This window comes from Vibrio sp. La 4.2.2 (assembly GCF_027586995.1).
GTDB classification, from domain to species: domain Bacteria; phylum Pseudomonadota; class Gammaproteobacteria; order Enterobacterales; family Vibrionaceae; genus Vibrio; species Vibrio mediterranei.
Genome location: NZ_JAPPTJ010000014.1, coordinates 49,432 through 72,991 on the forward strand (window position 1 = coordinate 49,432; position 23,560 = coordinate 72,991).

Here is a 23,560-nt window from a genome sequence, read left to right on the forward strand (position 1 = left end):
GCTTAATCAGGTGTTCTATGCTTAGGTAGAACACCTAAATATGCTAATAATTTCTTATTGATTTCATCGAAGTAGAGCGTGTTATGCGTCAAACTCATCCTCACATTGCAGACAGCAAATCTGACCCGCTTCAAAAAGCATTTTTGTGGCTGATCATTATTGATTACGCGTTGCTTGCTCTGTTTTTAAGTCAGTTATCCACACTGTCTTTAAAAGGAGGAACGGGGATCAGCTTACTGCTCGTGGTCTATAACGGCCTACTGACTTTCCTCTGCTTCCGCCGAACCAATAAGCGCGACGCCTACATCATCTACCCCACTCTTTCAGCGACGCTGTTAGCGTTTATCTGCTTTTTGTATTTTTTCTTTTTGGTGTGACTTGAACCCTATTTAGTAAGTCATTTACTTCAGGTGTCATCCCCCCAAAAAAACGTTCGTCATTCCCTTGAAAAAGGGAATCTCATACAGTGCATATCAAACCCAAATAACATGACTTACTTTTAATTTTCAGTCATCTACGCGATTTAGAAATTCTTCGTTGTCACGAAGATGACCATCTATTTGAGATTGCAGGAGACAGGATGCCGCCGTGACAATTTCTCTTTTCACGGGCAGCTGAAAATCCTCACATCCGTGAGGAGAATGATTTGTTTCCGAGGTTTTTAGAAGGGATTATTTAAGCAACGCAACTACAGTATGACGACGAACATTCGCTTGTGCGTTGAGGGCTTTAAATGTAGTGGTGAAGTCTTGAGAGAGCTGAGTGAAGTCATTGAGCTTTTGGGAAACTTGTTCTGAAGATGGCACATTAGACTGGCTTTGAATGCGCGTCATTTGGGTATTCAATTGAGATTGAAATTGTCTGGCTTCGTTTAAGCTTACTTGTGCTTGCTGTAGATGTTGATTGACCTTAGCAATGGACTGTTTGATTCCATCTCGAGACGCTAAGTCGAATTTTAACTCCGCCATGCCATCAGGCTCAGCTTGAATATTGAATGCGTTCGCTTGTCCGGCAGGGAAACGGTGTCCTTGCCCAGTGACCAGAACTTGTTGCTGCATGGCCGCATAAGCAGATTCATGGACATCAAACAAAATGCTGCCATCCTGCGATAAAGAGGCACGCATACCCATAGGTATTAAGCTGCGATCAAGCTGTTTCACCGTTCGAACACCATCAGATTGGCCATCAAACTGCAACACAACCGAACCGCCACTTGGGAAATCCAGTCGAATTTGCTCGGCCCTTTCGCTCATACGATGGACGTTGAGTCCTGGAATAGAAAAACGGCGCACATCGGCGGTATCGAGCTTAAGGTTAAGCTCATTATCCACCACTCGCTTGCCATCAAACCTCGCTTGATTCAATGTCGCTTCAATCGTGGCTTTAGAGCGTACCAACGAATCAGGCATGTTACTGTTAACGCCATGCGAAAGCGCTTGGGTCAGTTGGCGTTTAACTTGGGTGAGTTCTTTACCGACACCTTGCAGTGCCTTAGTGGCAATCTGCACTGAAGTAGCGTGTTGCTGACCTTGTGTAAGCAACACGCCTGAAAGTGAATAAGCTGACGTAATGTCAGCTTGAGGTCTTAGCAGGCGCTTTGACAGTGAGGTACTGGTATCAGTGGACGCTTGTGAGGGCGCGATACTGGCCGCTTCTTGCCCTGTTAGCTTGATACTATGCGGTCTAACTTCAACCGTACTTACTGCCATAACACCTTTCCTTGTTAACTAATTCTTAGACCTAAATACGGTCGAAAAGCGAGAGATCGTTAATTTTTACATAGCTGGCTTGAGTTGCTTGTAATGCTGCCATGTAGTTGCTGAGACGAACGGATGCTTCACCATAATCCAATGCAGAAATATCACTGGTCACTTTATCAACGAATAACTTGTTTTCACCGTGTGCGCCATCCATCAAATCAAGGTTATTGTGGCGACCACCGATCTCTGTCATCGCCCCAAGCACGTTACCCAAGGTATCATCTATGGCGTTCAGGCTAGCATCAACTTCAGCTTGGAAATTTGGACTCGGGTTCTTAAATTCGACAATCAACGCATCGATTTGATTAAGTACGTTGTTTCCTCCGCCAAGCTCAAGAATATCCTTGGCCGTCATGTTCGACTCCATGGTGACGCCTTTCGCAACCGTCACCACTCGCTTATCGCTGTTACCATCCACGACATAACCTGCCCCAGAGTTTGACAGTGCTGGCGTATCAGTTTTGGTGCCCGAGAACAAATAGTGCCCTTCTTCATCCTGAGCATTAAACGAAGACTCGATGGAATCACGTAGACTTTCCAGCTCGGTGATCATGCCGTCGCGGTCTTCGTCCGTTAGCGTGCCATTAGATCCCCACAGCACCAATTCACGCATACTTTTTAAACTCTCATTGACCGAATCGAGATAAACCTCTTGGCTTGATAGCGTGGTTTTCACATTAGCAATATTGCGTTGATATTGATTAATTGCGCTGCCTTCACGGTCGAGGTTCAACAACTGAATCGAGGCCATTGGGTCATCAGACAATTTAGTTAGCCGATCACCGGTCGCCATTTGTTGTAGCACTTTGCCAAGCCCAGCATTATTGGTCTGCAAGCTTTGCAGCATCATCTGGCTAAATTGAGTATCACTGATTCTCATACTAACTCCTTAAAATAACTGCAAAACGGAATCAAACAGCTGGTTAGCCGTACTGATCACCTTCATATTGGCATTGTGCGCATTGGCAAAGGTCATTAGGTTTGCTGCTTCTTCATCACTATTAACGGCACTGACGTTATCGCGCGCTGCCACCGACTGTTCAAACATTGACTGTTTCGCTTGGTAATCTGAATCCGCTTGGCGGGCTTTGATTGCCGTTTCTCCGACCATCGCAGTAAACGCGTCATTCAGCGACAGGGAACCAAAGCCAGTAATGGTCACTGGTTTGTTACTGATGGCAATCAAGTCCTTGAGGTTATCACTGTTACCTGGGTTACCATCGCTCGAAAATGCTAACTCATCCGACTTAATATCCGTGATAGTTAAGCTGGCAGCTGGGTTAGCTGGGTCGTAGCTAAATAAGGCTTTACCCGCATTGCCATTAAGATCCTGACCTGCTGCCAAGACCGCATTCACTTCATCCGCCAAGCTACGCGCCATATCATCAATGGCGTCTTGATAGGGTTTGAGTACATCCACTTGATAGTCATGAAGTGAGCCCAACTTACCGCCAAGGTCACCTTTAGCCGCAAAGGTTTGATTGCCAAACTCAATATGGATGTCGGCAAGATATGGATCGCTTGGGTCAGGAATCGCTTTAATCACACTGGCATCGCTGCCCATTACTAAAGGCTGCCCTGAAGCCAATGAGACTTGAATACTGCCATCCGCTTGATTGGTGGTCTTCACTTCCATCACTTTGGAAAGTTCTCCCACAAGCGCATCACGCGTGTCCATCAACTGCGCAGGGTTACCACCCGTGCCTTGCATTTCAACAATTTGCTTATTCACATCCGCGATATTGGACATCAAGCTATTTGCATGAGAAATGGCGGCGTTACGCTGGTCATGTACATCTTTATGTTGATTGTGCAGCGATTCGGTCAAAGTATTGAAGCGGCGAGCTAAGGCCTCCGACTCATTAATCACCTGTTGACGCAGTGGGGTTGATTCAGGCTTTGTCGTTGCATCGTTCAGTGCTGCAAATAGAGAATCTAAGCCCGCCGATAAGCTAAAGCCATCAGCCCCTAACATGTTTTCCAACTGACTCATGGCGCTGGTATAACCCGATGCGTAGTTAGCGGCACTGGCCGTTGACCACGTTTGCTTCACCAAATATTGATCGGTCACTCGGCGAATACTGGTCACTTCCACCCCCATTCCGGGGTTGGTTTTATCGTATTTCCCCCCAGCCAACGACGCCATCACCGCTTGCTGACGGCTGTATCCCGGCGTATTAATATTGGCGACGTTTTGAGCGGTCACATCCAATGCCACTCGGTTGGCATTCATGCCTGAAAGCGCAATATTGACGAGGTTCATAACTAGAGCTCCGTTGTTCTAATAAGAGGCTGAGAAAACGCCATGGTCGTGGCCGCCTCGCTTGGGGACTGAATAGTGAAGGCGACGGAATGATCGATGCCATTAATCACATCGTCACTGTGAAGCGAAGCTGTTGTGCTAACCTGTGAAGTTGCTTCCATATCGTTAGCCGACCCTAGGGTGCGTGTTAAGCTAGGGTCGAACTGCACCTCGAGGTTCGAGGCTGATGCTTGAGTAGGGCTTAGCTGTTTCACCAGCATATCGGCAATGCCAGAATTCTGCTTTTTGGCAAGTTCGATAGCCAATTGTCCATCATGCATATCTCGAAACACGCCATGTTGCTGCGACGAGAAAGGGCTGTCTTCATCGGCCAGTACGTCACTACTGCTGCGCATTTGGCGCAGTACCATTTGCAAGAACATGGCTTCGAACTGCCCTGCGACTTCTTTTAGTGCACCTTGCTCATCGGCACTGTGTTTAATGTTGGTCAGAGCGGCATTGTCGTGATAGAGCATGCTATTAATTCTCGTGCTGTCATTCATCGCGTCTATTTTCATCACACTCTCCTAGATCACTACCAACTCAGCATTGAGCGCACCCGCTTCATGCAAGGCCTGTAGAATGGACATCAAATCGGTTGGGGTTGCCCCTAAGCTGTTGACGGCATTCACAATGGTGTTGAGCTCTGTCCCTTCAGGCCAGATCACCATTTGCGCTTGGTCTTCACTGATATCAATTTTCGATTGATCGACCACAACCGTGTCACCGTCAGCGAAAGCATTCGGTTGGCTCACTTGTTGAGACTCAGTAATCGATACCGTTAGGTTGCCATGGCTTACCGCTGCTTCAGTCACTTTTACGTTTTGTCCTACGACAACCGTGCCGGTACGCGAGTTAAAGACGATTCGAGCAGGTTTGCGTCCCTCTACAACACTCATTTCTTCTAGCATCGACATCATGGTCACACGCTGCTGAGTATCTTTTGGCGCGCGCATATCGACACGCACTTTATTGATGGCAATGGCCACATCTGGACCAAACGTACCATTGATTTCACGAGCGATATTTTTTGCCGTGGTGAAGCTGGCTTTACGCAGATTCAACGTGATTTGAGAACGAGAGTTAAAGTCCGACGGGATCTCACGTTCCAAAGTGGCGCCATTAGGCACTCGTCCCGCGGTGGGCGTATTTACTGCGATTTTAGAACCGCTGCGTCCTTCAGCAGACACACCTCCAACCACCACATTACCCTGAGCAACTGCGTAGACTTCACCATCCACACCTCGCAATGGCGTTAAGAGTAACGTGCCTCCACGTAAACTCTTGGCATCACCAATTGACGAGACCACTATATCCAACATTTGCCCTGGGCCTGCCATCGGGTCCACCGAAGCAGTGACACTCACCGAGGCGACGTTACGCAATTTTGGATTCGCATCATCACCGATTTGTACCCCAAATTGGCGCAGCATATTGGTGATAGACTGAGCGGTAAACTTCACTTGGTTGCGGTCACCTTGGCCGTCGAGACCCACAACCAAACCATAACCAACAAGCTGGTTAGTGCGCACACCCTGTACGTCCACCAGATCCATAATTGGGATTTCTACCTCGGCTCTGGCTGATGACATCATACCGAGAGCAAATGCCAGTAGAATTGAAGTAAAGAAATAGCGTTGTTGAGTCATTAGAACGGCATCCATGGGCTGGTAAAGAACTGAGTGAGCCAACCAGCAGAGTTGCTGTCAGCTAAAGCACCACGTCCAGAGTAGGTGATGCGCGCATCCCCTATGCGATGAGAAAACACTTGGTTGTAACGGTCCACATCGTCGGCACGAATAATGCCCGTGACGCGAATAAATTCATCGCCTTGGTTAAGACGAATCCATTTCTCACCGCTAATTTTAAGTACGCCATTGGGCATCACTTCATGTACCGTGACCGTAATAGCGCCTTCTAACTTATTACCTTGGGAGCTAGCGGCACTGCCATCAAAAGCTCGGCTGCCATTAAGACCCACCGCCGTCTCGTCAAAGGTGTTTCCACCAACGGTTGCCGCACCAAAATCCACTTTAGACGTCTTGCCGAATTTGGTATCCGCTTTCTTGCTCGATTGCGTTTCTTCCACCAGCAAAATCGTCAGTACATCACCCACTCGGTACGCTCGACGGTCTTGGAATAAGGTTAAGTTATATTGATGGCGATAGAGGCTTCCTCCCGTTGCTTGTGGCAGCGCGTAATTGAGCTCAGGCGGCGCATACTTTTGTTCATCCGGCTCTGGTGGTACAAACTCTGGTCGAGCTGCACAGCCAGTAAGCACGAGTAGCCCAATTACCACTCCCCAGCGAGAAAGCCATTTCATACCACTTATCCCTTTTCCGTTAATTCCCAACTTTACTAACCTACACCGCTTGTGCGACGAACTTCAGCATGTCATCGGCAGCCGAGACCACCTTGGCGTTCATTTCATAAGCGCGTTGGGTGGTGATCATATCGACCATCTCTTCCACTACTTGCACGTTTGAGCCTTCTAATGCGCCTTGCTTGATACTGCCCGCCCCTTCTTCACCGGCAATCAGCTCTTCTGCTTGCCCACTGGCTTCGGTCTCTTTAAACAAGTTGCCTCCAATGGCTTCTAGACCGGCTGGGTTAACAAATTTCGCTAGGGTGATTTGTCCTAGATCCTGTGGCGCAGGACCGTCTGCCGTGGTCGCCGTCACCGTGCCATCAACACCAACAGAGAGTGTCAAAGCGTTATCGGGAATCTGAATTTGAGGCTCCAATGGCAAGCCTTGGCTATTTACCATCAGACCTTCTGAGTTGACATGGAACTGACCATTTCGGGTATACATGATCTGGCCATCAGAGTTTTCAATCTGGAAAAAGCCTTGTCCCATCACAGCTAGGTCTAGGTCTTGCCCTGTGTTTTGCGCGCTGCCTTGAGTAAAGACTTTTTGAGTGCCCACCACACGCACACCACTACCTAACTGAACCCCAGTCGGTAGTTGGTTCACTTGGTCGACTTGCGCGCCTGGCTGGCGCTGAATGCTATAAAATAAGTCTTCAAACACCACTCGATCGCGTTTGAAGCCTACGGTATTAACGTTGGCAAGGTTATTGGAAATCGCCGTCATTTTTGTATCTTGGGCGGCCATCCCTGTTTTACTGACCCATAATGCTGAATGCATGGTTTACTCCTTGGCGCGAGCGATTAGCTCGCACTCATTAATTTGTTGCCGGATTGCGCAAGGGTTTCCGCCGTTTTCATCATGCGGATTTGCATCTCAAAGTTCCTGGTAAGTGACATAACGCTAAGCAGCTCATCAATGGCTGACACGTTACTGCCTTCGATATGTTCCGGGGCAAGGTTTACCGTTGGATCAGCGGCAAAAGGTTGACCATCAAGGCTATGCAGCAAACTATCGCTTTCCTTTTGCAGTTGATTCATATCCGGTTTGACCAACTTCAATGTGCCTACTTCCACTTCGGCACCACCGCCTGGAGGAATCACCGAAACACGACCACGTTCACTGATCTCTACCTTTTGGAACTCAGGCAGTACCATCGGGCCATTATCACCAACCACGGCAAAACCATTGATGCTCATCGCACCCAGTTCATCGACTTTGATGTTACCGGCACGAGTGTATGCCTCATTGCCGGTAGGGGTTTGTACACTGATGTAGCCTTCACCCATGATGGCAATGTCTAGCGCTCGGCCCGTTTTCACCACATCGCCAGCATCAAAGCGTGTCGCTGCCGAGTTGGTGACCACCATAGTACGGCCATCAAAACCAGAACCTTGCAGGGGAATGCTTTTAACGCGTTCCATATCGGCGCGAAAACCTGCAGTGTCCGCGTTCGATAAGTTGTTGGAGCGAACGTGTTGCGCTTTGAGTACTCGGCTCGCCCCTGTGGTTGCTGTGAATAACAAGCTATCCATGCTCTACACCTTATACTGCGTTAAACAGAGCTTGAGTGAGCTTGTCAGACGTTGAGATGGTTTTGGCGTTAGCTTGATAGTTGCGCTGTGCTGTCATCAAGTTCACAAGCTCAGAGGTCAGGTCAACGTTCGAGCCTTCTAATGCACCCGGCGTTAGGTCACCTAACACACCAGAGCCCGGGGTACCCATGACTGGCGCCCCTGAGCCATAGCTTTGAGTCCATGCGGTACCATTGGTTTTCGCAAGCCCTTGAGGGTTGGCAAAGTTGGCTAACACCACTTGTCCTTGCAGTTGAGATTGACCGTTGGTGTAGGTCGCAAACACCATACCGTTATCTTCAACGCGCACGCCTGCTAATTCACCAGAGGTGTAACCGTTGGGATTGTTGGTACTCACACCAAATGCCGCGCCAAACTGAGTGCTGCCTTCAAGGCTAATATCGATGCTCATGGCATTCGCACCTGCCGCCGGAAACGCAACGTTAAAGCTGCCCGTTGGTGAGGCTAGTGTGCCATCCGGATTGAAGGTCACCGGAACCGTTTGTGCTGGCGTACTACCACCGTCAACCTGAACATTCACTTCCCAAGTATTGTCTGCAGTCTTAGTGAAGTACTGAGTCACCGTATGCGAGTTGCCTAAGGAGTCATAAACTTTGGAGGTATATGATGAGTTGAAAGAATCTGGGTCTGCTGGGTCAAAAGGATTCACCGTTTGATCGACCACTTTTGAGCTGGCGTCAAAGTTAGCCACAAAGTCCAACTTATCAGTCGCTTGTGCTGCTAGTGATGAAGTACTGATCTTCAGATCACCCACTGAACCCGTCAGTAGATTATTGTTGCTATCAACACCATAACCTTGCAGTTTCGCTCCCGTATTACCAACTACATAGTTGTTTTTATCGGTACCAAATACGCCCGCACGGGTATACAGCGTTTGCCCCATATGGTCTTTAGTGACGAAGAAGCCATTACCATTGATGGCCAAGTCCATAGCACGACCTGTTCCCGAAACCGAGCCGTTCTTATCAAAGTTTTGCGAGATGGATGCGACTTCTACCCCTCCGGCTTGCATACCGTTATACACCGCAGAGAATTCTGTGCGCGCTTCTTTAAAACCGTAAGTCGATGCGTTAGCGATATTGTGGCTGATGGTATTAAGCTGAGTGTTAGTAGCGTCCAAGCCACTTAATGCGATATCAAAGCTCATAATGTCCTCTAATTCTGATAATGTGTCTCAGCACGTTGTTGTGCGATGAGCGTAGGCGCTAGGCACCAAACTGACTGATTTGATAGAAAGGCACATTGCCAACACCAGCGATATTCACCATGGCTGCGCCTCCGTTACTTGGAATTCGTACTTGCTTCACTTCACCGGCAAGTAATAAGTTAGGGTCTGCCTGACCTTCTTGAACCTCTACCGATAGCGAGTACTTACCGGGCTTAAGACCCAACTCTTCAGGGTTGATTGAAAAATCCACGTCTCCCGCAGGGTGTGCGCCAAGCGGTACTTTGGTTTTCTGACCGAACTCGTCTTCTACAACTAAGGTCACTTGATTGGATGAATGCGCCAGCTCAACGCGGCCGTTTTGTATCCCGTCCGATAACTCCACTTCATTACCACTGACATACACGGTTTGCCCCACGAGCCCTGCCGTTGAAAGCACCTGCATGTTATCCAGCAGTACCATACTGTTTTGCATCAGCATCGACATATTCTCGGTACTCTGTACCTGTGAAAACTGTGCTAATTGGCTGACATACTCAGTGCCGTCTAGTGGGTTCAGTGGGTCTTGGTTTTGAATCTGCGCCACCATCAAGGTGATAAACTCATTTTGCAGTGACGTTGCGCTGTTCATGTCTTGTGGGTTAGCCGCGATACCAGCATTACTTTGACTCGCAACCGGCGTGTCCGTATCCAGAGCGGTAAATTGCGCGATACTCATTAGCGTCCTTCTCCTAGTCTCAACAAGCCTTGCTGCATGCTTTTCACATTAGCCAGCACTTCAACGTTGGTTTCAAAGCTGCGAGTTGCCGACATCATATCGGCCATTTCCGCCACCACATCGACACCTGGGTAGTACACATAGCCTTCTTCATTTGCCAGCGGGTTATTCGGTTCAAAACGCTGATCGGCTTTGGCATCACTTTGCACCACATCAACAATGCGCACTTCCGCATTCGGATACACATTTTGTCCCGCGGCAAGTTGAGTTTGACTGTATACCGTGGCAAATACTGGCTTTAACGCTTTGTAAGCATCATCTGGGTTAGCCGACACGGCATCAGCGTTTGCCAAGTTACTTGCCACTGTGTTCAATCGCACAGTTTGCGCCGTCATCGCAGAGCCTGCGATGGAATAGATATCAGTGAATGACATGATTAGCGTCCCTCTATCGCTTTAGCCAAACCACTGAATTTCATATTCATAAAGGTCAGACTGGTTTGGAAATCCATGTTGTTTTGGGTGAACTTGGCTTGCTCTACACCGAGCTCAACGGTATTGCCGTCTTTACTGTTTTGGTAAGGCACTGAGTATTGCGTCGCAATGTCCAATTTTGGTGTTGGCGTATGCACACCATTTGGATTGGCTTGCTTCATCACGGTGGTAAAACTCAAGTCTTTGGCTAGGTATCCAGGGGTATCGACATTTGCTAAGTTACTAGCAAGCACCTTGGTACGCTGAACCCGAAAGTTGAGTGCTTGTGGGTGAACCCCCAATGCACTATCAAAACTGATTGCCATGTCTCTTGTCCTTAAATGGGCGAAGTACCAAGGGAAATAACAAGATATGTGCCAATTTTTTTATAAAACAAAAACAATGACTTACATATTTATCAGGAAATGGAACTTCCGTTTTACGGAAGCAAGACGTGGGATGAGGAAGTGGCTAGGAAGTGCTTTTTTGCTGCTGCTTACTTTACCTTCACAGGCCGAAATTCAGCAAAAAATGACGCCACAAGACGTGGAAGTGGCAGTACAACAGTCCGTCTTGGCGGAGATCGAACGCACCGCCCAGAGACAAAACTGGCAACACTACGAAACCAATCTGGTGATGTTCGTTCCAGAGTCAGCAAAACATTTAGCGAAATGCCAAGCACCATTGATTATCACAAGCCGAGATAGTCAGGCACTGCCTGTAGGCAACTTAAGACGCAGTGTGCAATGCCAAGATGGTCACAACGATTGGCGCATCAATACCAGCGCCAAAGTGACCTTATCGCTGCCTGTGGCCGTAGCCAGTCAAACATTAAATCGAGACACTCAGATCACTGCTGCATCAGTACAACTGGAAACTCGCACTCTCAATCGCGCCGTTCATTTCGTTGCCGATTTATCACAAATCATTGGCAACCAAGTCTCTCGCCGTATGCGAACAGGGCAAATCATTGATGCCAGCTTCGTGGTCAAGCCCCCGCTCGTCGAGAAGGGCAATGAAGTCGTCATCATTGCAGCAAAAGGAAAATTCAATGCCAGCACGAAAGGCATTGCGTTGGAAACCGGTGGATCTGGGGAGCAAATCGAGGTGCAAAATAGCCAATCTAAGAAAGTAATTCGAGCTGTGGTAACAGGTTTGAACCAAGTTCACACTCAGTTCTAATTTCTGGCTCAAGATAACAATTTTCGATTTTAGTGCTCGAATCAAATCGGATTTCTACTGTAAAAAAATAAAAAGACCCAAATTCATCAAGGCAGATTTAATACTGCCTTCACTTTTGCCGCCCTATACTGTTAACAACACAGCGACAGGACAACATAGCAATGAAAATCGACAAGGTGGCCGGTGGGCACGTCCCTCAAACCAACTTTAATCAATCTAAAACACAGACCACTGAAGCTCCGACGCGCAAGACCGTTTCTGAGTCGGCGTTTAATGCCAATACAGCAGCATTGGATAAAGCCCAAGCCGAACTTGCCGCAATGCCGAATGTCGATATGGCAAAGGTTGAGGCGGTTCGTAATGCACTGGCAAAAGGTGAGTTGGGACTAGACGTCAAAGCGTTATCACAAGCAGTAATGCGTTTTCATACAGGACATGAGTCTTAGCCGTTATTTAATGGGCTATGTCTCAGCAAGAGGACAACTAAATGGCAGCAACAAGGACAGAGCTAGTCCAGCAATTTGTACTTTCAATCTCTGAAGACATCAAGCTTTATCGCAAGCTATTGGCACTGCTACAGCATCAAAAAGCGCTGTACTTAAAGTTTGATGGTGAAGCATTGAGTAACAATATTCATAACCAACTGCCAGTTCTCAAGCAACTAGGAAGCAATGCCAGTAAACGCAGCCACACGTTGCAACAACTGCAACTACCATGTTCTGAAAACGGAGCTAAAAAGCTCATTCGCGCTCTGCCAGCCAAGCTGTCCGATAGTATTGCCAAGCAATGGCAAATTCTAGAGGCGCTGATTAAAGAGTGTCAAAAGTACAATCATGACAATGGACAAAGTTCGGCCGCTTTCCATGAGTTACTCGGGGAGTTAACAGGGCAAGAACAACACTGTTATGGGGAACATGTCAGGTAACCTGAACCGCAACATCTACTGTTACCACTTACTATTATGGGTGGGAATTATCTTTGCGTGTCTCTGGTTTCGTCCTAGTCATGCGAATAGTCAGCCGCCAGAGAGTGCAATCCAGCCCCATTTAGACACTCTAAAGCCTTACCAAAAACAGATCATGAAGAAGTTTGAAGAATTCAACCCTTTGGTCGATGAGATCTTCAAACAGCTCTCTAAGCGTTCTCTGCCAGACAGTTTAGTTTTAGTTCCCATGCTTGAGTCCTCCTATAACCCTAAAGCTATTTCGCCTGCAAAAGCAGCCGGGCTTTGGCAGCTAATGCCGGCTACTGCGAAACGTTTTGGGCTCACAGTGACTCAGCAGCACGACCAACGTTTTGAGATAGCGCCGAGCACACATGCGGCGATGCAATATCTCGACTTTCTGTATAACAAGTTTGACGGTGATATTAACCTGACTCTCGCCGCCTACAACGCTGGTGAAGGGCGTGTACAACGAGCCATCAAAAGAGCGGGTAGTCGGCAATTTTCAGATTTACGATTACCCACTGAGACCACACACTACGTTCACCGGTTTTATGCTCTATTGGCATTAGTCGACGTGAATTCACTAAGACAAGATCGCGTGACGACAATGTGGCTGTTTGCCAGCGAAACCCATTGGCAACAAGCACCGCTTATCGACTTAACACCACTGCCCCCCTTGATTTCGCTGTGACTAAGCTAACAATCTAAAAATTGCTTGTTCCCATCACCTTATTCACTGGTAAGATGCTGACATTCTAACCTATTCACCCAGACTCACTTTCATGCATAACGAACGCAAGGCAATCATCTTCGGATTGTCCGCTGTCCTCCTGTGGTCAACAGTCGCGACGGCATTTAAATTGACTTTAGCTGAATTCACACCAGCACAAATGGTCGCAGCAGCCTCATTCGCCTCAACCCTTGCCTTAGTCGCAGTCTGCGCATTTCAAGGTACCTTGTCGCAAGTAAAGACCACCTTTGTCTCAAACCCATTTTATTATCTGCTACTTGGTTTGATTAACCCGCTAGCGTATTACCTAATTTTGTTCAAAGCTTACGACTTGCTACCGGCTTCGCAAGCTCAGCCCATCAACTACAGTTGGGCCATTACCTTGACCTTAATGGCCGCGGTTTTTCTAAAGCAGAAAATTCGCCCTCAAGACTGGTTTGCATGTGCGTTGGGCTATTTAGGTGTTGTGGTTATCGCCACTAAAGGCGATGTACTGGGATTACAGTTCGATAGTCCTGCTGGCGTCGGTTTAGCCCTGCTTTCTACTCTACTTTGGGCGGGTTATTGGATCTTAAATACTCGCAATACCGCCGACCCTGTTGTTGGTGTGTTACTCGGTTTTTTAGTCGCACTACCGTTTGCCTTTGCCGTCGCACTTTATGAAGGCGCAGCGTGGTCAACCATCAGCATCAAAGGTTGGCTGGCGGTGTCTTATGTGGGTCTATTTGAGATGGGCATAACCTTTGTCTTATGGCTAAGTGCGCTGAAACTAACACAGAACACCGCTCGTATTAGTAACCTTATATTTGCATCACCGTTTATTTCTTTGATGTTGCTAGCATATGTTATCGGCGAAGAAATACATCCATCCACGTTAGTTGGCTTGGTACTGATTGTTATCGGACTAGTTGTTCAGCAAATCAAACGCAAAGCATAACTTCACTCCGCTTATCAACTGCAGTAAACCAAGCGTTTTAAACGTTTGGTTTACTGCATCATCAGCCGTTTTTTTCATACTTTTTTTACCTAGATCTCAAAAACGAACCTTTTCCGCCCCTCTCTTTATCAGCACAAAACTCCAGAAAAAACCACCAAAACAATCATTAATTCCAAATTGGAAAATGACATGGCCTTTTTGGCATTGCATCACTCTAAAAAACCTGTAGAAATGTAAGCGCACTAAATAAATTAATAATCAAAGTGTAAATATTTAGATACAGCCCAACACTCCCTCTACGGATAATAATGACAAAGGAAATGCTTTATGGATAACTCCATTCCTTCATCCAGTGCCGCTCGTCCCGGCATCTCTCAATTAATTCGTTCACTTGGCCCCGGCATTATGATGGCTGCCGCCGCCGTTGGCGGTTCACATCTCGTCGCTTCAACCAAAGCAGGTGCTATTTATGGTTGGCAATTAGCTGCACTCATTCTGCTCGTAAACCTATTTAAATACCCATTCTTCCGAGCAGGTGTTCAATATACCGTAGGTACTGGTGATAGCCTTATTCAAGGCTACGCGGGACTTGGTCGCGGCTACCTTTGGGTCTTCACGATTCTCAATGTTATTTCTGCAGTGGTAAACACCGCAGCGCTTCTACTATTCAGTGCCAGCCTACTTGGTTATTTCCTACCTTTTGAACTACCTTCGTTAGCTCTATGTGGCGTGGTCTTAGTGACTTGTGTAGCAATTCTGTTTGCAGGGCACTACAGGGCATTGGATGGGCTGTCAAAAGCCATCATGGCAACACTCACCGTTGCGACGGTTACAGCTGTCGTTATCGCCGCTTCTAACGGCAGTGTAGCTCCGGCAGATTATCAATCCCCTTCTCCTTGGACGATTGCCGCCATTGGCTTCATTGTGGTTACCATGGGTTGGATGCCTGCTCCAATTGAGATTTCTAGCATCACATCTATGTGGCTCAAGAGTCAGTGTAAGAAACAAAAAGTAACTGCTGAGTCTGCTCTGTTTGATTTCAACGTCGGTTATATTGGTACAGCAGTATTGGCGATTGTTTTTGTCGCCTTAGGTGCTTTGGTAATTCATGGCTCTGGTACTGAGCTTTCAGCATCAGGCGTAGGATTTTCCCATCAGTTGGTGAGCATGTATGCTTCGACCATCGGTGAATGGTCTCGTTATCTAATTGCGGTCATCGCCTTCTTCTGTATCTTTGGTAGTACTATCACGGTGATCGACGGTTATTCACGCGCAATCGCGGAGTCACAACGTCTGCTACAAAATCAAACGGAAGAGAATCCGAAGACTTATCAAGCCTGGGTCATCGTGGTTTCTATTGTCGCGATCTCTATCATCGCCTTCTTTGCTCAAGCGCTAATGCCAATGCTCAACTTTGCGATGATCATGGCCTTTGTGACGACGCCTATTTTTGCTCTTTTGAACTACATTCTTGTCTCTAAAACGGAGCTACCGACAGCTCTCCAAATGGGCAGTAAGCTAAAAGCACTGTCAATTCTAGGCTTAATCTATTTGTTCGGTTTCCTCGCCTTATTCATTTGGTGGAAATGGATAATGTAAAAACAGCAACGCCGAGCTCAATGCTCGGCGTTTTTTTAGGCTAGCGTATAATTATGTATTTGATTACAAGAACGCTAAGAACGGAGAGATACAAAGCAGGATACCCGTTACGATAATCATATTGGTCGCCATGCCTTTATACTTCGCTAAATGCGGGACTTGATACACCAAGTACGCTGGAATCAAACAGCCAACCAAACCAAACACAGGGCTACAAATCGAAGTAAATGATAGGATTGGAGCATTGATGGCGATAGCACCCCAAGCAAGTAAAATAATGAAAACAGTAACCAACTTGCTGATCAATTTAGCATCTACTTGAGACTCATCGTATTTACGTAGAATCACATTCATAGCCAAACCAGTACACGCTTCCTTGAATGCCAAGAATACGCCGAAGAAAGACGTCACAACAGCAAAGATATTGATTACGATACCAGCAATGGTCGCCCAGCTGCCTGGGAAGTATTTAGCAATAATCGCTAACGCAGAAATGTTTTGGTTCATTGCATCAGCCGCTTGGTCTTGGCTGATAGCAAACGTAAAGGAAACAGCAAAGAAGAATACGATAACAAAGAGAATCGCAAAGGCAATCTTCATCGCACGGGTCGCTTTATAACGCGCAACTTCGATAGACTTCTCGTGAGAGCGATAAGAAATCACCATCGGGCTAAGAGACTGGATGAATAAAATTGAGGTCAGCGTAAATGGTAGAGTAATAATGGCATCTTTAATCATAGGGCCTATATTGCCCACCGCTGGAATATTATTAAAATCCCATCTTGCAACCAAAAGCACACCCATTAGTGCAACCAGTGAGAGGACCGTTACTGCCATAAACCCAGACAGTTTAAACAACAGCTTTTCACCTTTAGAGCCGATAAAAGAAAGCACACAAATAAGTGCTAATCCATAAAAAACATTATCGCTTAACTTCGTTTCTGTCACTCCAAATGAATGCAGGTATGATGCACTGTCATTAGTCACTGCTAGGGAATAAACTAACACCCAGATAACTAGCATGATGAAATATAATGCACCTAAAGCCATACCCCAGTTCTTGCCTAAATAGCCAGTAATGACTCCCGGATAGTCAGTACATTCTTTTGATTCAGCCAATGTATTAATGAACAGCTTTTGGAATAAGTACATGGCAGGGTAACCAATAACCGAAGAGAGTAAGAAAACCCAAAGTCCCATTACCCCGACTTGAACCGGAAGAAATACGATACCAGCACCAATAGCCATACCGATACTCATCACAATCCAACCAATATCTACGCTATCGAATTTAATGGCTTTTTGCCATTCTTGCAGCGACATTCCTGCTTTTTCGTAAGGCGTTTCTTGCTCTCTTAGCTCGATGCCATCACTAATCTGTGTCATTGTACGTCTCCGTTTTGGAATTAATTATTGTTCTATTTTTTTGTTATTTTCTAAGTGGAACTTAGATGATTTTTAGAGAGTACATTAACAATATGAGAAAAATTTTTTCCTTTTCTTAAATTAAAATAGATAATTAGAATATAATTCTACTCATAGAGACACCGCACAAAAACAATTTCTCACTTTGATTACAATCAATAAAACCCACCTTTAAACAATGCATATTTGTGACATAGCACAACATTTAACAACAATAAAAACGTTAACTAATATGTCCTTCAAGTTGAACAAGATCACACAATAAGAAATAAAATAACCAAAAATAAATAACCGAACCAATTCCCTCTTATTTTATATCTGCACTAATAATAAATAACAATATATAAAAAGCCTTTTATTTCAAATAAGAATAATAAACCCTTTTATGAAATTTGTTCTAAAATCTACTTATAGGTATTTCTTTGCAATATAAATTCAACAATTACACAGAAAATAACGTTAATAACAAATATTACTAACATGCTATTAAGCACGAATATACGCTCCATAAAGAGAGGAAAGAAGGTGGTTTTAGGCTGAAGAAAACAACCCTACAAGAAAAGTAAAAAAGGCCAATGAAGCATTGGCCTTTTATTGTATTCAATTTAGCTTATTTTTACCTGTCAACACATAGAACAATTTGGGCACCAAAGAGCGTTACTTGTTCACCATGATCTCTAGAATTTGAACATCAGTCTGAGTCATCGCACCATTTGCAAGACTAGAAAGATTACGAATAGACTCATCCACATTTTCTGAGACAATGCCTTCGTTTCCTGTTACGCGAATACCATCCAACGCCATCAATGTCGCCTTAAAAGCAGCACCAGCAGAGGATGAGACCTTCATAGCGCAACTGGTTTTCGCACCATCGCAAATCATGCCTGCCACGTCACCAATCATACTGCATATCGCATCGCTAATTTGCTTGAAGTTACCACCGAGAAGCCATGTCATTCCGGCCGCAGCTCCCATCGAAGCGGTTGTCGCTCCGCATAGTGCCGACAATTTATGTTGATAGCTCTTAATATAGACTGCCATTAAATGAGATAACATCAGTGCTCGAATCATGGTTTCTCGGTCAGCATGCACATGCTCAGCTACTACCACAACAGGCATTGTTGCGGAAATACCTTGATTTCCCGAACCCGAATTACTCATCGCTGGCTTCATCGCACCATCCATACGAGCATCCGACGCAGCCGAAGTTCGACAAAGTACGTCCGTCATCAAGCTTTTAGCAAGCAAACCTTTGTCGACATTACGCTTAAATGTAGCGCCAACTTGCAAACCATAGTCTTGGCTTAACCCTTCATGGGATAGGTCATTGTTCAGCTGATAGGCTTGCTCAATAAAGCTGATGCTTTCTAACGGCGCATTCAGAGCAAAGTCAAAAATGTCCTGTGCACAAGCATCTTTCATTGGACTTTCTGTTGGCTCAGAAGCTGTTTCTGCCTCTTGCTCTTGTGTATTGATGTAAGTGGTTAAGCCATCCTCTTCAATCGACACTACATTAGTATGGCTGTCTGCAATGGTCACAGCGACGCGATGTTCACCATCACTGACCACGACTTTGGCATAAATAATGTTGAGCACGTCGGCTACTTCGACCGTCACTGCACTTTGCAATGATTTCGCTTGAGTCACATCTTCCGGCGTAATATTTTTGAGAACTTCAAGCCCAGCCTCTGGCTCACCAGCCACGGCACCGATAGCGGCCGCGATCGACAACCCAACCATTCCAGTACCTGGAACACCAACACCCATACCATTTTTCATTAAGTTAGGAGAAACATGGACCGAGATCATCTGGATATCTCCAGCAAGCTTTTGAGCGGCAATCGCACTCGCTAGTGCAACCGATACTGGCTCAGTACAACCCAATGCAGGTACGACTTCTTTTTTAATTAAGCGGGTAAAACCATCCCAAAGTTCAGTTCTCATAAATACACCTATACTCACCAAGCCTCAGAATTCCAAGACCGAAAATTATGAATCTCAACCCGTTCAACAAGCGTTTCAGGCTGATATGCTTTTAAGCGAATAGGTACACTATACGAGCTTTGTTAGAGATTTTTTTTACCTTATTTACTATCAAAAACCAAAATTGGAGAATTATTTTCTCCAATTACCTCTTTAAAAGTAAGGTCTTTTAAGTGCATCACATTTTTAGATAGGATAAAGAGAGTTGAAGATGAGAGTTAGTACACGATGGGCTTCTCTAAATGTGTAGAAGCCCAACGAGAGAGAATGCTGAATAAGGGTGGTTAATTAAACATGCTGACCAGCTACAAAACCGGAAGACCAGCACCACTGGAAGTTGTAGCCACCAAGCCAGCCTGTGACGTCCATGACTTCGCCAATAAAGAACAAACCTTGGATCGATTTGCATTCCATCGTTTTAGAAGAGAGATGATCGGTATTCACACCGCCAAGCGTCACCTCAGCCGTTCGATACCCTTCAGTGCCATTCGGTGCGATTTTCCAGTGCTCTAATGCTTCGCGAATTGCCACCAACTCTTTGGCGTGGTACTGCTTCAATGGTTTGTCTGCAAATACTTTGCGCTCAATAAGCACTTCCACTAAACGTTTAGGAAGCACACGTGCCAGAGTATTCTTCAAGCTTTGATTTGGATGCTTTTCCAACGAACGAGCAAGCAGTTCATCAATATCCGCTTCTGGAACTAGGTTAACCGACACACTTTGACCCGGCTTCCAGAAAGAAGAAATCTGTAGCACTGACGGTCCAGACAGACCACGGTGAGTAAACAGCAAGGCTTCTTTAAACAAAGTGCCGTCATTAGCGGTAATCTCCGCAGGTACCGCAATACCCGATAGCTCCGCAAAATCCTCTTTGTCTTCCTTGTGCAGAGTAAATGGCACTAAACCCGCAGTTGTAGGTTTTACTTCGAGACCAAACTGCTCAGCAATCTTATAACCAAACGGGGTTGCCCCTAGTTTAGGCATCGATAACCCACCAGTAGCGACAACCAATGATTCACATTCGATAACATCAGTATCAGCGTGCAAAGAGAAACCGGACTCCGTCTTCTCAATACTGTGTACGTCGGTTTGATAGCCGAAGCGAATATTCGGTGTTTCACATTCTGACAGCAGCATCTTGACGATATCTTTTGCCGACTCTAAACAGAACAGTTGGCCGTGATCGCGCTCTTCAAACTCAATGCCGTATTTGCTCACCATGGCAATAAAATCCCAGTTGGTATACTGAGACAGGGCCGATTTCACAAAGTGTGGATTGCTACACAGATAGTTACTGGCAGAAACGTCGTAGTTGGTGAAATTACATTTACCACCACCAGAGATAAGAATTTTTCGACCTGGTTTTTTGGCGTGATCAAGCACGAGCACACTACGCCCACGTTTTCCCGCTTCTGCTGCACACATTAAACCTGCAGCACCAGCACCAATAACAACCACATCTACTTTTTGACTCATCACGACGTTCCGACAAGAATTTCAATAAAAAAAGGATGTGCTGATTGCACATCCTTTCGACAATTTGGCGCTATTTTAGCGACTTCATTAAATAAAGCCAACTCCCCGGAGCCATCAGCCCGGTTTGCGACAACGCTTTATCCTTGTGTTACCTCAATCTCACCTTATAAAAGGTGCCGTAATGCTTTGTCGTTAAAGCAAAAATCCAGCAAACAAAGTGACACCAATAAGCGCACAGCAAAGTACAAACAGCTCACGAACTCTGTCGCACTTTCCGGTAAACACTGGATCGTGGTGGTGGAGGTATTCTTTAGTTTTGAGATAGTGATACAGTCTCACTTGCTTCGACATATTGCCGTGCGCCGTAAAGAAGCCTCGTCCATCCACTTGCTGATAGAGCAACGGATGCGCTTCACGCATGATGAATATAAGTGCGCGTAGTGCTGTCAGATACCTCGCCATATTGACTGAGGTAATGAGCATCAATGCTAATAGAATAGTGTCTCCACTGATCATCTTTTCCTCCCTACATCTTCCTAGACACCCAAGAGAAAAAGACGAACAGTCGACTTTTAGACGCTGAGATTACTCAGCTGGGGCGTCCATAATGGAAGAAGAACCCTCTTTTGCTAACACTGCTAAATCTTTGTCGATAAAGAATAGCGCCTGACCATTCTCACCTACGAGTTCTAGCTTATCTAAGATCCCTTTAAACAATTTTTCTTCTTCATGTTGCTCCGCAACATACCACTGAAGAAAGTTAAACGTTGAGTAGTCCTGAGCGGTGAACGCCACATGAGCAAGCTTGTTGATTCTTTCAGTAATCATCTGCTCATGCTTGTAAGTTTCACGGAACACATCGCCTAGACTTTCGAAATCATGTCTTGGAGCTTCGATGCTACCTAAAATCGGTAACGCACCAGTCTCACTCACATAAGTAAACAGTCTGTGCATGTGCTGCATTTCTTCGTCAGCGTGTTTACGAAGAAATAGCGCCGCGCCTTCAAAACCTTTGTCTTCACACCAAGCACTCATTTGTAAGTATAGATTGGATGAGAAGAATTCGAGGTTAATTTGCTCATTCAGATGCTGAACCATTGCTGGAGAAAGCATTCTAGACTCCTAATTTTATTTCAAAAGTTAACGCCACTATAACATAACTTATTGAGGAGTCTCTGATCTCAAACCCAAACTCGCAACCTGCTGGATACTCAATCGCTACTTTTGATTCTAGAAAACTTTGGCGACTTTGCTCACAATTTATTGTCTTGTTGCTGAGAATTAACTTTATGGACTCCACTTTTTCATCTCTAGCTGGCGCAAAACAGGCTCTCTGTTCAAACGCGATATGTCTTCACAGGATCACGAATGACCGCCTGTAATTTGTACTTTGGATAACGATTTGAGATCACATCAACATAATTTTAAGGAGGAAAATGCTATGTTTTCCATAGTACTAACGTCAGGAGGAGTGCGTTATGAGTTATAAACATATTATGGTCGCATTAGATCTCTCAGAAGAAAGCAAAATGCTCATAGACAAGGCGGTCTCTCTCGCGAAGCCACTGGATGCAGAGGTTTCATTTATCCATATTGATGTCAATTATGCCGAGCTGTACACCGGGCTGATTGATTTAAACATGGCCGAGACGCAACATCAGGCGATGGAAGCCTCGATGACTCAATTAAGAGATTTCGCAGAATACGCAGGTTACCCAATTAAGCATTCATTAGTAGGTAGTGGTGATTTAAGTAATGAGCTACGCGATACCATTGGTGAATACAATGTCGACCTTGTGGTATGTGGTCATCACCAAGATTTCTGGAGCAAAATTCTGTCTTCGACTCGCCAGCTTATCAATACCTCACCTGTCGATATGTTAGTGGTTCCGATTAAGGACTAACTTGCAGTAAAAGGCTTCGAAAGGAGCCTTTTTTGATCCGATCTGTATTGATTCACAAAGATGTTACAATAGCTCCATCATTCACATTAACAACATGTTTAAGCAATGGGTTATCTTTATTCTGTCACTCTGCTTTGGGCTTTTTCTTTTAGCCTAATCGGGGTCTATCTAGCGGGTCAGGTGGATTCGTGGTTCTCAGTTCTAATGCGTGTGGTGTTAGCCGCGTTAGTCTTTTTGCCTTTTACTAACTTTAGACAAGTGCCAGGTGCCTTAAAAGCCAAGCTGATGGCCATTGGTGGTATCCAACTAGGCTTGATGTATTGCTTCTACTATCAGTCCTTCTTATTGCTATCCGTACCTGAAGTGTTGCTATTCACTGTTTTTACTCCCATTTACGTAACACTTTTCTATGACTTCCTTAAAGGGCGCTTTTCTCCTTGGTATTTTATCACTGCCGCGATTGCGGTGGCTGGCGCTGCCTTTATCAAATTTGCAGGTATCAACGACAACTTCATCACGGGCTTTCTCGTGGTACAGGGAGCCAACCTCTGTTTTGCTATTGGACAGGTTGGTTATAAATATGTGATGGAGCAGGCAGACGTTGAACTGCCACAGCATAGCGTGTTTGGTTACTTCTACTTTGGAGCAACCATCGTGGCAACGATCGCCTTTGCGCTGTTTGGCAGTTTTGACAAGATGCCGACCACCAGCCTGCAATGGGGCGTGCTGATTTACTTGGGTGTAATTGCCTCGGGCTTGGGGTATTTCATTTGGAACAGAGGGGCGTGTCTGGTCAATGCTGGGGCGCTGGCCGTGATGAATAACTTATTGGTTCCTGCCGGGCTTATCGTCAATATTGTGATTTGGAATCGCGATGTGGATTTAGTAAAACTGTCGATTGGAGGCGGAATCATTCTGCTGTCGTTAGTGGTCAACGAACTGTGGGTGAAACCGAGAGCGGAAGCCCAGTTCAATAACGCTTAGGACTTCCATCTA

At 45.8% G+C, this 23,560-nt stretch carries 26 protein-coding genes; 9 read left to right on the plus strand and 17 right to left on the minus strand.

Annotated elements, in window-relative coordinates:
- The first annotated feature begins 83 nt into the window (after positions 1-83).
- Positions 84-377 carry a hypothetical protein gene (locus OH456_RS22960; RefSeq protein WP_006072133.1) on the plus strand — a complete coding sequence of 98 codons (294 nt, stop codon included), beginning with the start codon at positions 84-86 and terminating at the stop codon, positions 375-377.
- Between the two features lie 294 nt (positions 378-671).
- Here the strand turns inward: OH456_RS22960 and OH456_RS22965 are convergent, their stop codons facing one another.
- Genes OH456_RS22965 through flgB form a run of 12 tightly spaced genes read right to left on the minus strand, consistent with a single transcriptional unit; the run spans position 672 to position 10,708 of the window.
- The gene (locus OH456_RS22965) at positions 672-1,709 is read right to left on the minus strand and encodes a flagellin (RefSeq protein WP_270034312.1); all 1,038 of its coding nucleotides are present in this window, start codon (positions 1,707-1,709) and stop codon (positions 672-674) included.
- 31 nt (positions 1,710-1,740) lie between these two features.
- Entirely contained in the window at positions 1,741-2,640 is a 900-nt protein-coding gene (gene flgL / locus OH456_RS22970; protein ID WP_006072129.1) for a flagellar hook-associated protein FlgL, read from the minus strand.
- 9 nt (positions 2,641-2,649) lie between these two features.
- Positions 2,650-4,023: a flagellar hook-associated protein FlgK gene (gene flgK / locus OH456_RS22975; RefSeq protein WP_239940979.1), complete on the minus strand. Its 1,374-nt coding sequence runs from the start codon at positions 4,021-4,023 to the stop codon at positions 2,650-2,652.
- Positions 4,024-4,025: 2 nt separating this feature from the next.
- Positions 4,026-4,580 carry a rod-binding protein gene (locus OH456_RS22980; protein WP_062462608.1) on the minus strand — a complete coding sequence of 185 codons (555 nt, stop codon included), beginning with the start codon at positions 4,578-4,580 and terminating at the stop codon, positions 4,026-4,028.
- 9 nt (positions 4,581-4,589) lie between these two features.
- Positions 4,590-5,711, minus strand: coding sequence for a flagellar basal body P-ring protein FlgI (locus OH456_RS22985; protein ID WP_006072123.1), 1,122 nt, complete (start codon positions 5,709-5,711; stop codon positions 4,590-4,592).
- On the minus strand, positions 5,711-6,385 hold the full coding sequence (flgH, locus tag OH456_RS22990; protein WP_006072121.1) for a flagellar basal body L-ring protein FlgH: 675 nt from the start codon (positions 6,383-6,385) through the stop codon (positions 5,711-5,713). Before flgH ends, OH456_RS22985 begins: the two co-directional genes overlap by 1 nt.
- Before the next feature lie 40 nt (positions 6,386-6,425).
- Entirely contained in the window at positions 6,426-7,211 is a 786-nt protein-coding gene (flgG, locus tag OH456_RS22995) for a flagellar basal-body rod protein FlgG (RefSeq protein ID WP_006072118.1), read from the minus strand.
- Between the two features lie 23 nt (positions 7,212-7,234).
- Complete coding sequence (locus tag OH456_RS23000) at positions 7,235-7,966, minus strand: flagellar basal body rod protein FlgF (protein WP_006072116.1); 732 nt, start codon at positions 7,964-7,966, stop codon at positions 7,235-7,237.
- 10 nt (positions 7,967-7,976) lie between these two features.
- The gene (gene flgE, locus OH456_RS23005) at positions 7,977-9,173 is read right to left on the minus strand and encodes a flagellar hook protein FlgE (RefSeq protein ID WP_270034313.1); all 1,197 of its coding nucleotides are present in this window, start codon (positions 9,171-9,173) and stop codon (positions 7,977-7,979) included.
- Between the two features lie 58 nt (positions 9,174-9,231).
- On the minus strand, positions 9,232-9,909 hold the full coding sequence (flgD, locus tag OH456_RS23010) for a flagellar hook assembly protein FlgD (protein ID WP_006072112.1): 678 nt from the start codon (positions 9,907-9,909) through the stop codon (positions 9,232-9,234).
- Positions 9,909-10,343: a flagellar basal body rod protein FlgC gene (gene flgC / locus OH456_RS23015; RefSeq protein WP_006072110.1), complete on the minus strand. Its 435-nt coding sequence runs from the start codon at positions 10,341-10,343 to the stop codon at positions 9,909-9,911. The genes flgD and flgC overlap by 1 nt, the downstream gene beginning before the upstream one ends.
- A 2-nt stretch (positions 10,344-10,345) precedes the next feature.
- Positions 10,346-10,708 carry a flagellar basal body rod protein FlgB gene (gene flgB, locus OH456_RS23020; RefSeq protein ID WP_006072109.1) on the minus strand — a complete coding sequence of 121 codons (363 nt, stop codon included), beginning with the start codon at positions 10,706-10,708 and terminating at the stop codon, positions 10,346-10,348.
- 76 nt (positions 10,709-10,784) lie between these two features.
- On the opposite strand from flgB, the gene flgA reads away from it, so the two are divergent.
- The 6 genes from flgA to OH456_RS23050 all read left to right on the plus strand — a co-directional run bounded on the left by flgA (position 10,785) and on the right by OH456_RS23050 (position 15,776).
- Positions 10,785-11,564: a flagellar basal body P-ring formation chaperone FlgA gene (flgA, locus tag OH456_RS23025; protein WP_270034314.1), complete on the plus strand. Its 780-nt coding sequence runs from the start codon at positions 10,785-10,787 to the stop codon at positions 11,562-11,564.
- 161 nt (positions 11,565-11,725) lie between these two features.
- The gene (gene flgM, locus OH456_RS23030) at positions 11,726-12,010 is read left to right on the plus strand and encodes a flagellar biosynthesis anti-sigma factor FlgM (RefSeq protein ID WP_006072105.1); all 285 of its coding nucleotides are present in this window, start codon (positions 11,726-11,728) and stop codon (positions 12,008-12,010) included.
- Between the two features lie 41 nt (positions 12,011-12,051).
- Entirely contained in the window at positions 12,052-12,489 is a 438-nt protein-coding gene (gene flgN / locus OH456_RS23035; RefSeq protein ID WP_006072104.1) for a flagellar export chaperone FlgN, read from the plus strand.
- Positions 12,479-13,201, plus strand: coding sequence for a lytic transglycosylase domain-containing protein (locus OH456_RS23040; RefSeq protein ID WP_270034315.1), 723 nt, complete (start codon positions 12,479-12,481; stop codon positions 13,199-13,201). The genes flgN and OH456_RS23040 overlap by 11 nt, the downstream gene beginning before the upstream one ends.
- Before the next feature lie 91 nt (positions 13,202-13,292).
- Positions 13,293-14,177 (plus strand): DMT family transporter, encoded by an 885-nt coding sequence (locus tag OH456_RS23045; RefSeq protein ID WP_006072101.1) that lies wholly within the window; start codon positions 13,293-13,295, stop codon positions 14,175-14,177.
- A gap of 327 nt (positions 14,178-14,504) precedes the next feature.
- The gene (locus OH456_RS23050) at positions 14,505-15,776 is read left to right on the plus strand and encodes an NRAMP family divalent metal transporter (protein ID WP_038228678.1); all 1,272 of its coding nucleotides are present in this window, start codon (positions 14,505-14,507) and stop codon (positions 15,774-15,776) included.
- Between the two features lie 63 nt (positions 15,777-15,839).
- Here OH456_RS23050 and OH456_RS23055 read toward each other — a convergent pair whose 3' ends face one another.
- The 5 genes from OH456_RS23055 to ftnA all read right to left on the minus strand — a co-directional run bounded on the left by OH456_RS23055 (position 15,840) and on the right by ftnA (position 21,773).
- The gene (locus OH456_RS23055) at positions 15,840-17,162 is read right to left on the minus strand and encodes an amino acid permease (RefSeq protein ID WP_038228676.1); all 1,323 of its coding nucleotides are present in this window, start codon (positions 17,160-17,162) and stop codon (positions 15,840-15,842) included.
- A 696-nt stretch (positions 17,163-17,858) separates the two neighbouring features.
- Complete coding sequence (locus OH456_RS23060; protein WP_006072096.1) at positions 17,859-19,145, minus strand: L-cysteine desulfidase family protein; 1,287 nt, start codon at positions 19,143-19,145, stop codon at positions 17,859-17,861.
- 327 nt (positions 19,146-19,472) lie between these two features.
- A complete protein-coding gene (locus OH456_RS23065) occupies positions 19,473-20,660 on the minus strand; it encodes an NAD(P)/FAD-dependent oxidoreductase (RefSeq protein WP_038228672.1) in 1,188 nt (395 codons plus the stop codon).
- A gap of 192 nt (positions 20,661-20,852) precedes the next feature.
- The gene (gene uspB / locus OH456_RS23070) at positions 20,853-21,176 is read right to left on the minus strand and encodes a universal stress protein UspB (RefSeq protein ID WP_006072092.1); all 324 of its coding nucleotides are present in this window, start codon (positions 21,174-21,176) and stop codon (positions 20,853-20,855) included.
- A 69-nt stretch (positions 21,177-21,245) separates the two neighbouring features.
- A complete protein-coding gene (gene ftnA / locus OH456_RS23075; RefSeq protein ID WP_006072091.1) occupies positions 21,246-21,773 on the minus strand; it encodes a non-heme ferritin in 528 nt (175 codons plus the stop codon).
- Between the two features lie 365 nt (positions 21,774-22,138).
- Here ftnA and uspA point away from each other — a divergent pair, with 365 nt between their 5' ends.
- A complete protein-coding gene (gene uspA, locus OH456_RS23080; protein WP_006072089.1) occupies positions 22,139-22,564 on the plus strand; it encodes a universal stress protein UspA in 426 nt (141 codons plus the stop codon).
- Between the two features lie 105 nt (positions 22,565-22,669).
- Positions 22,670-23,548 carry a carboxylate/amino acid/amine transporter gene (locus OH456_RS23085; protein WP_038228668.1) on the plus strand — a complete coding sequence of 293 codons (879 nt, stop codon included), beginning with the start codon at positions 22,670-22,672 and terminating at the stop codon, positions 23,546-23,548.
- Positions 23,549-23,560 lie beyond the last annotated feature (12 nt).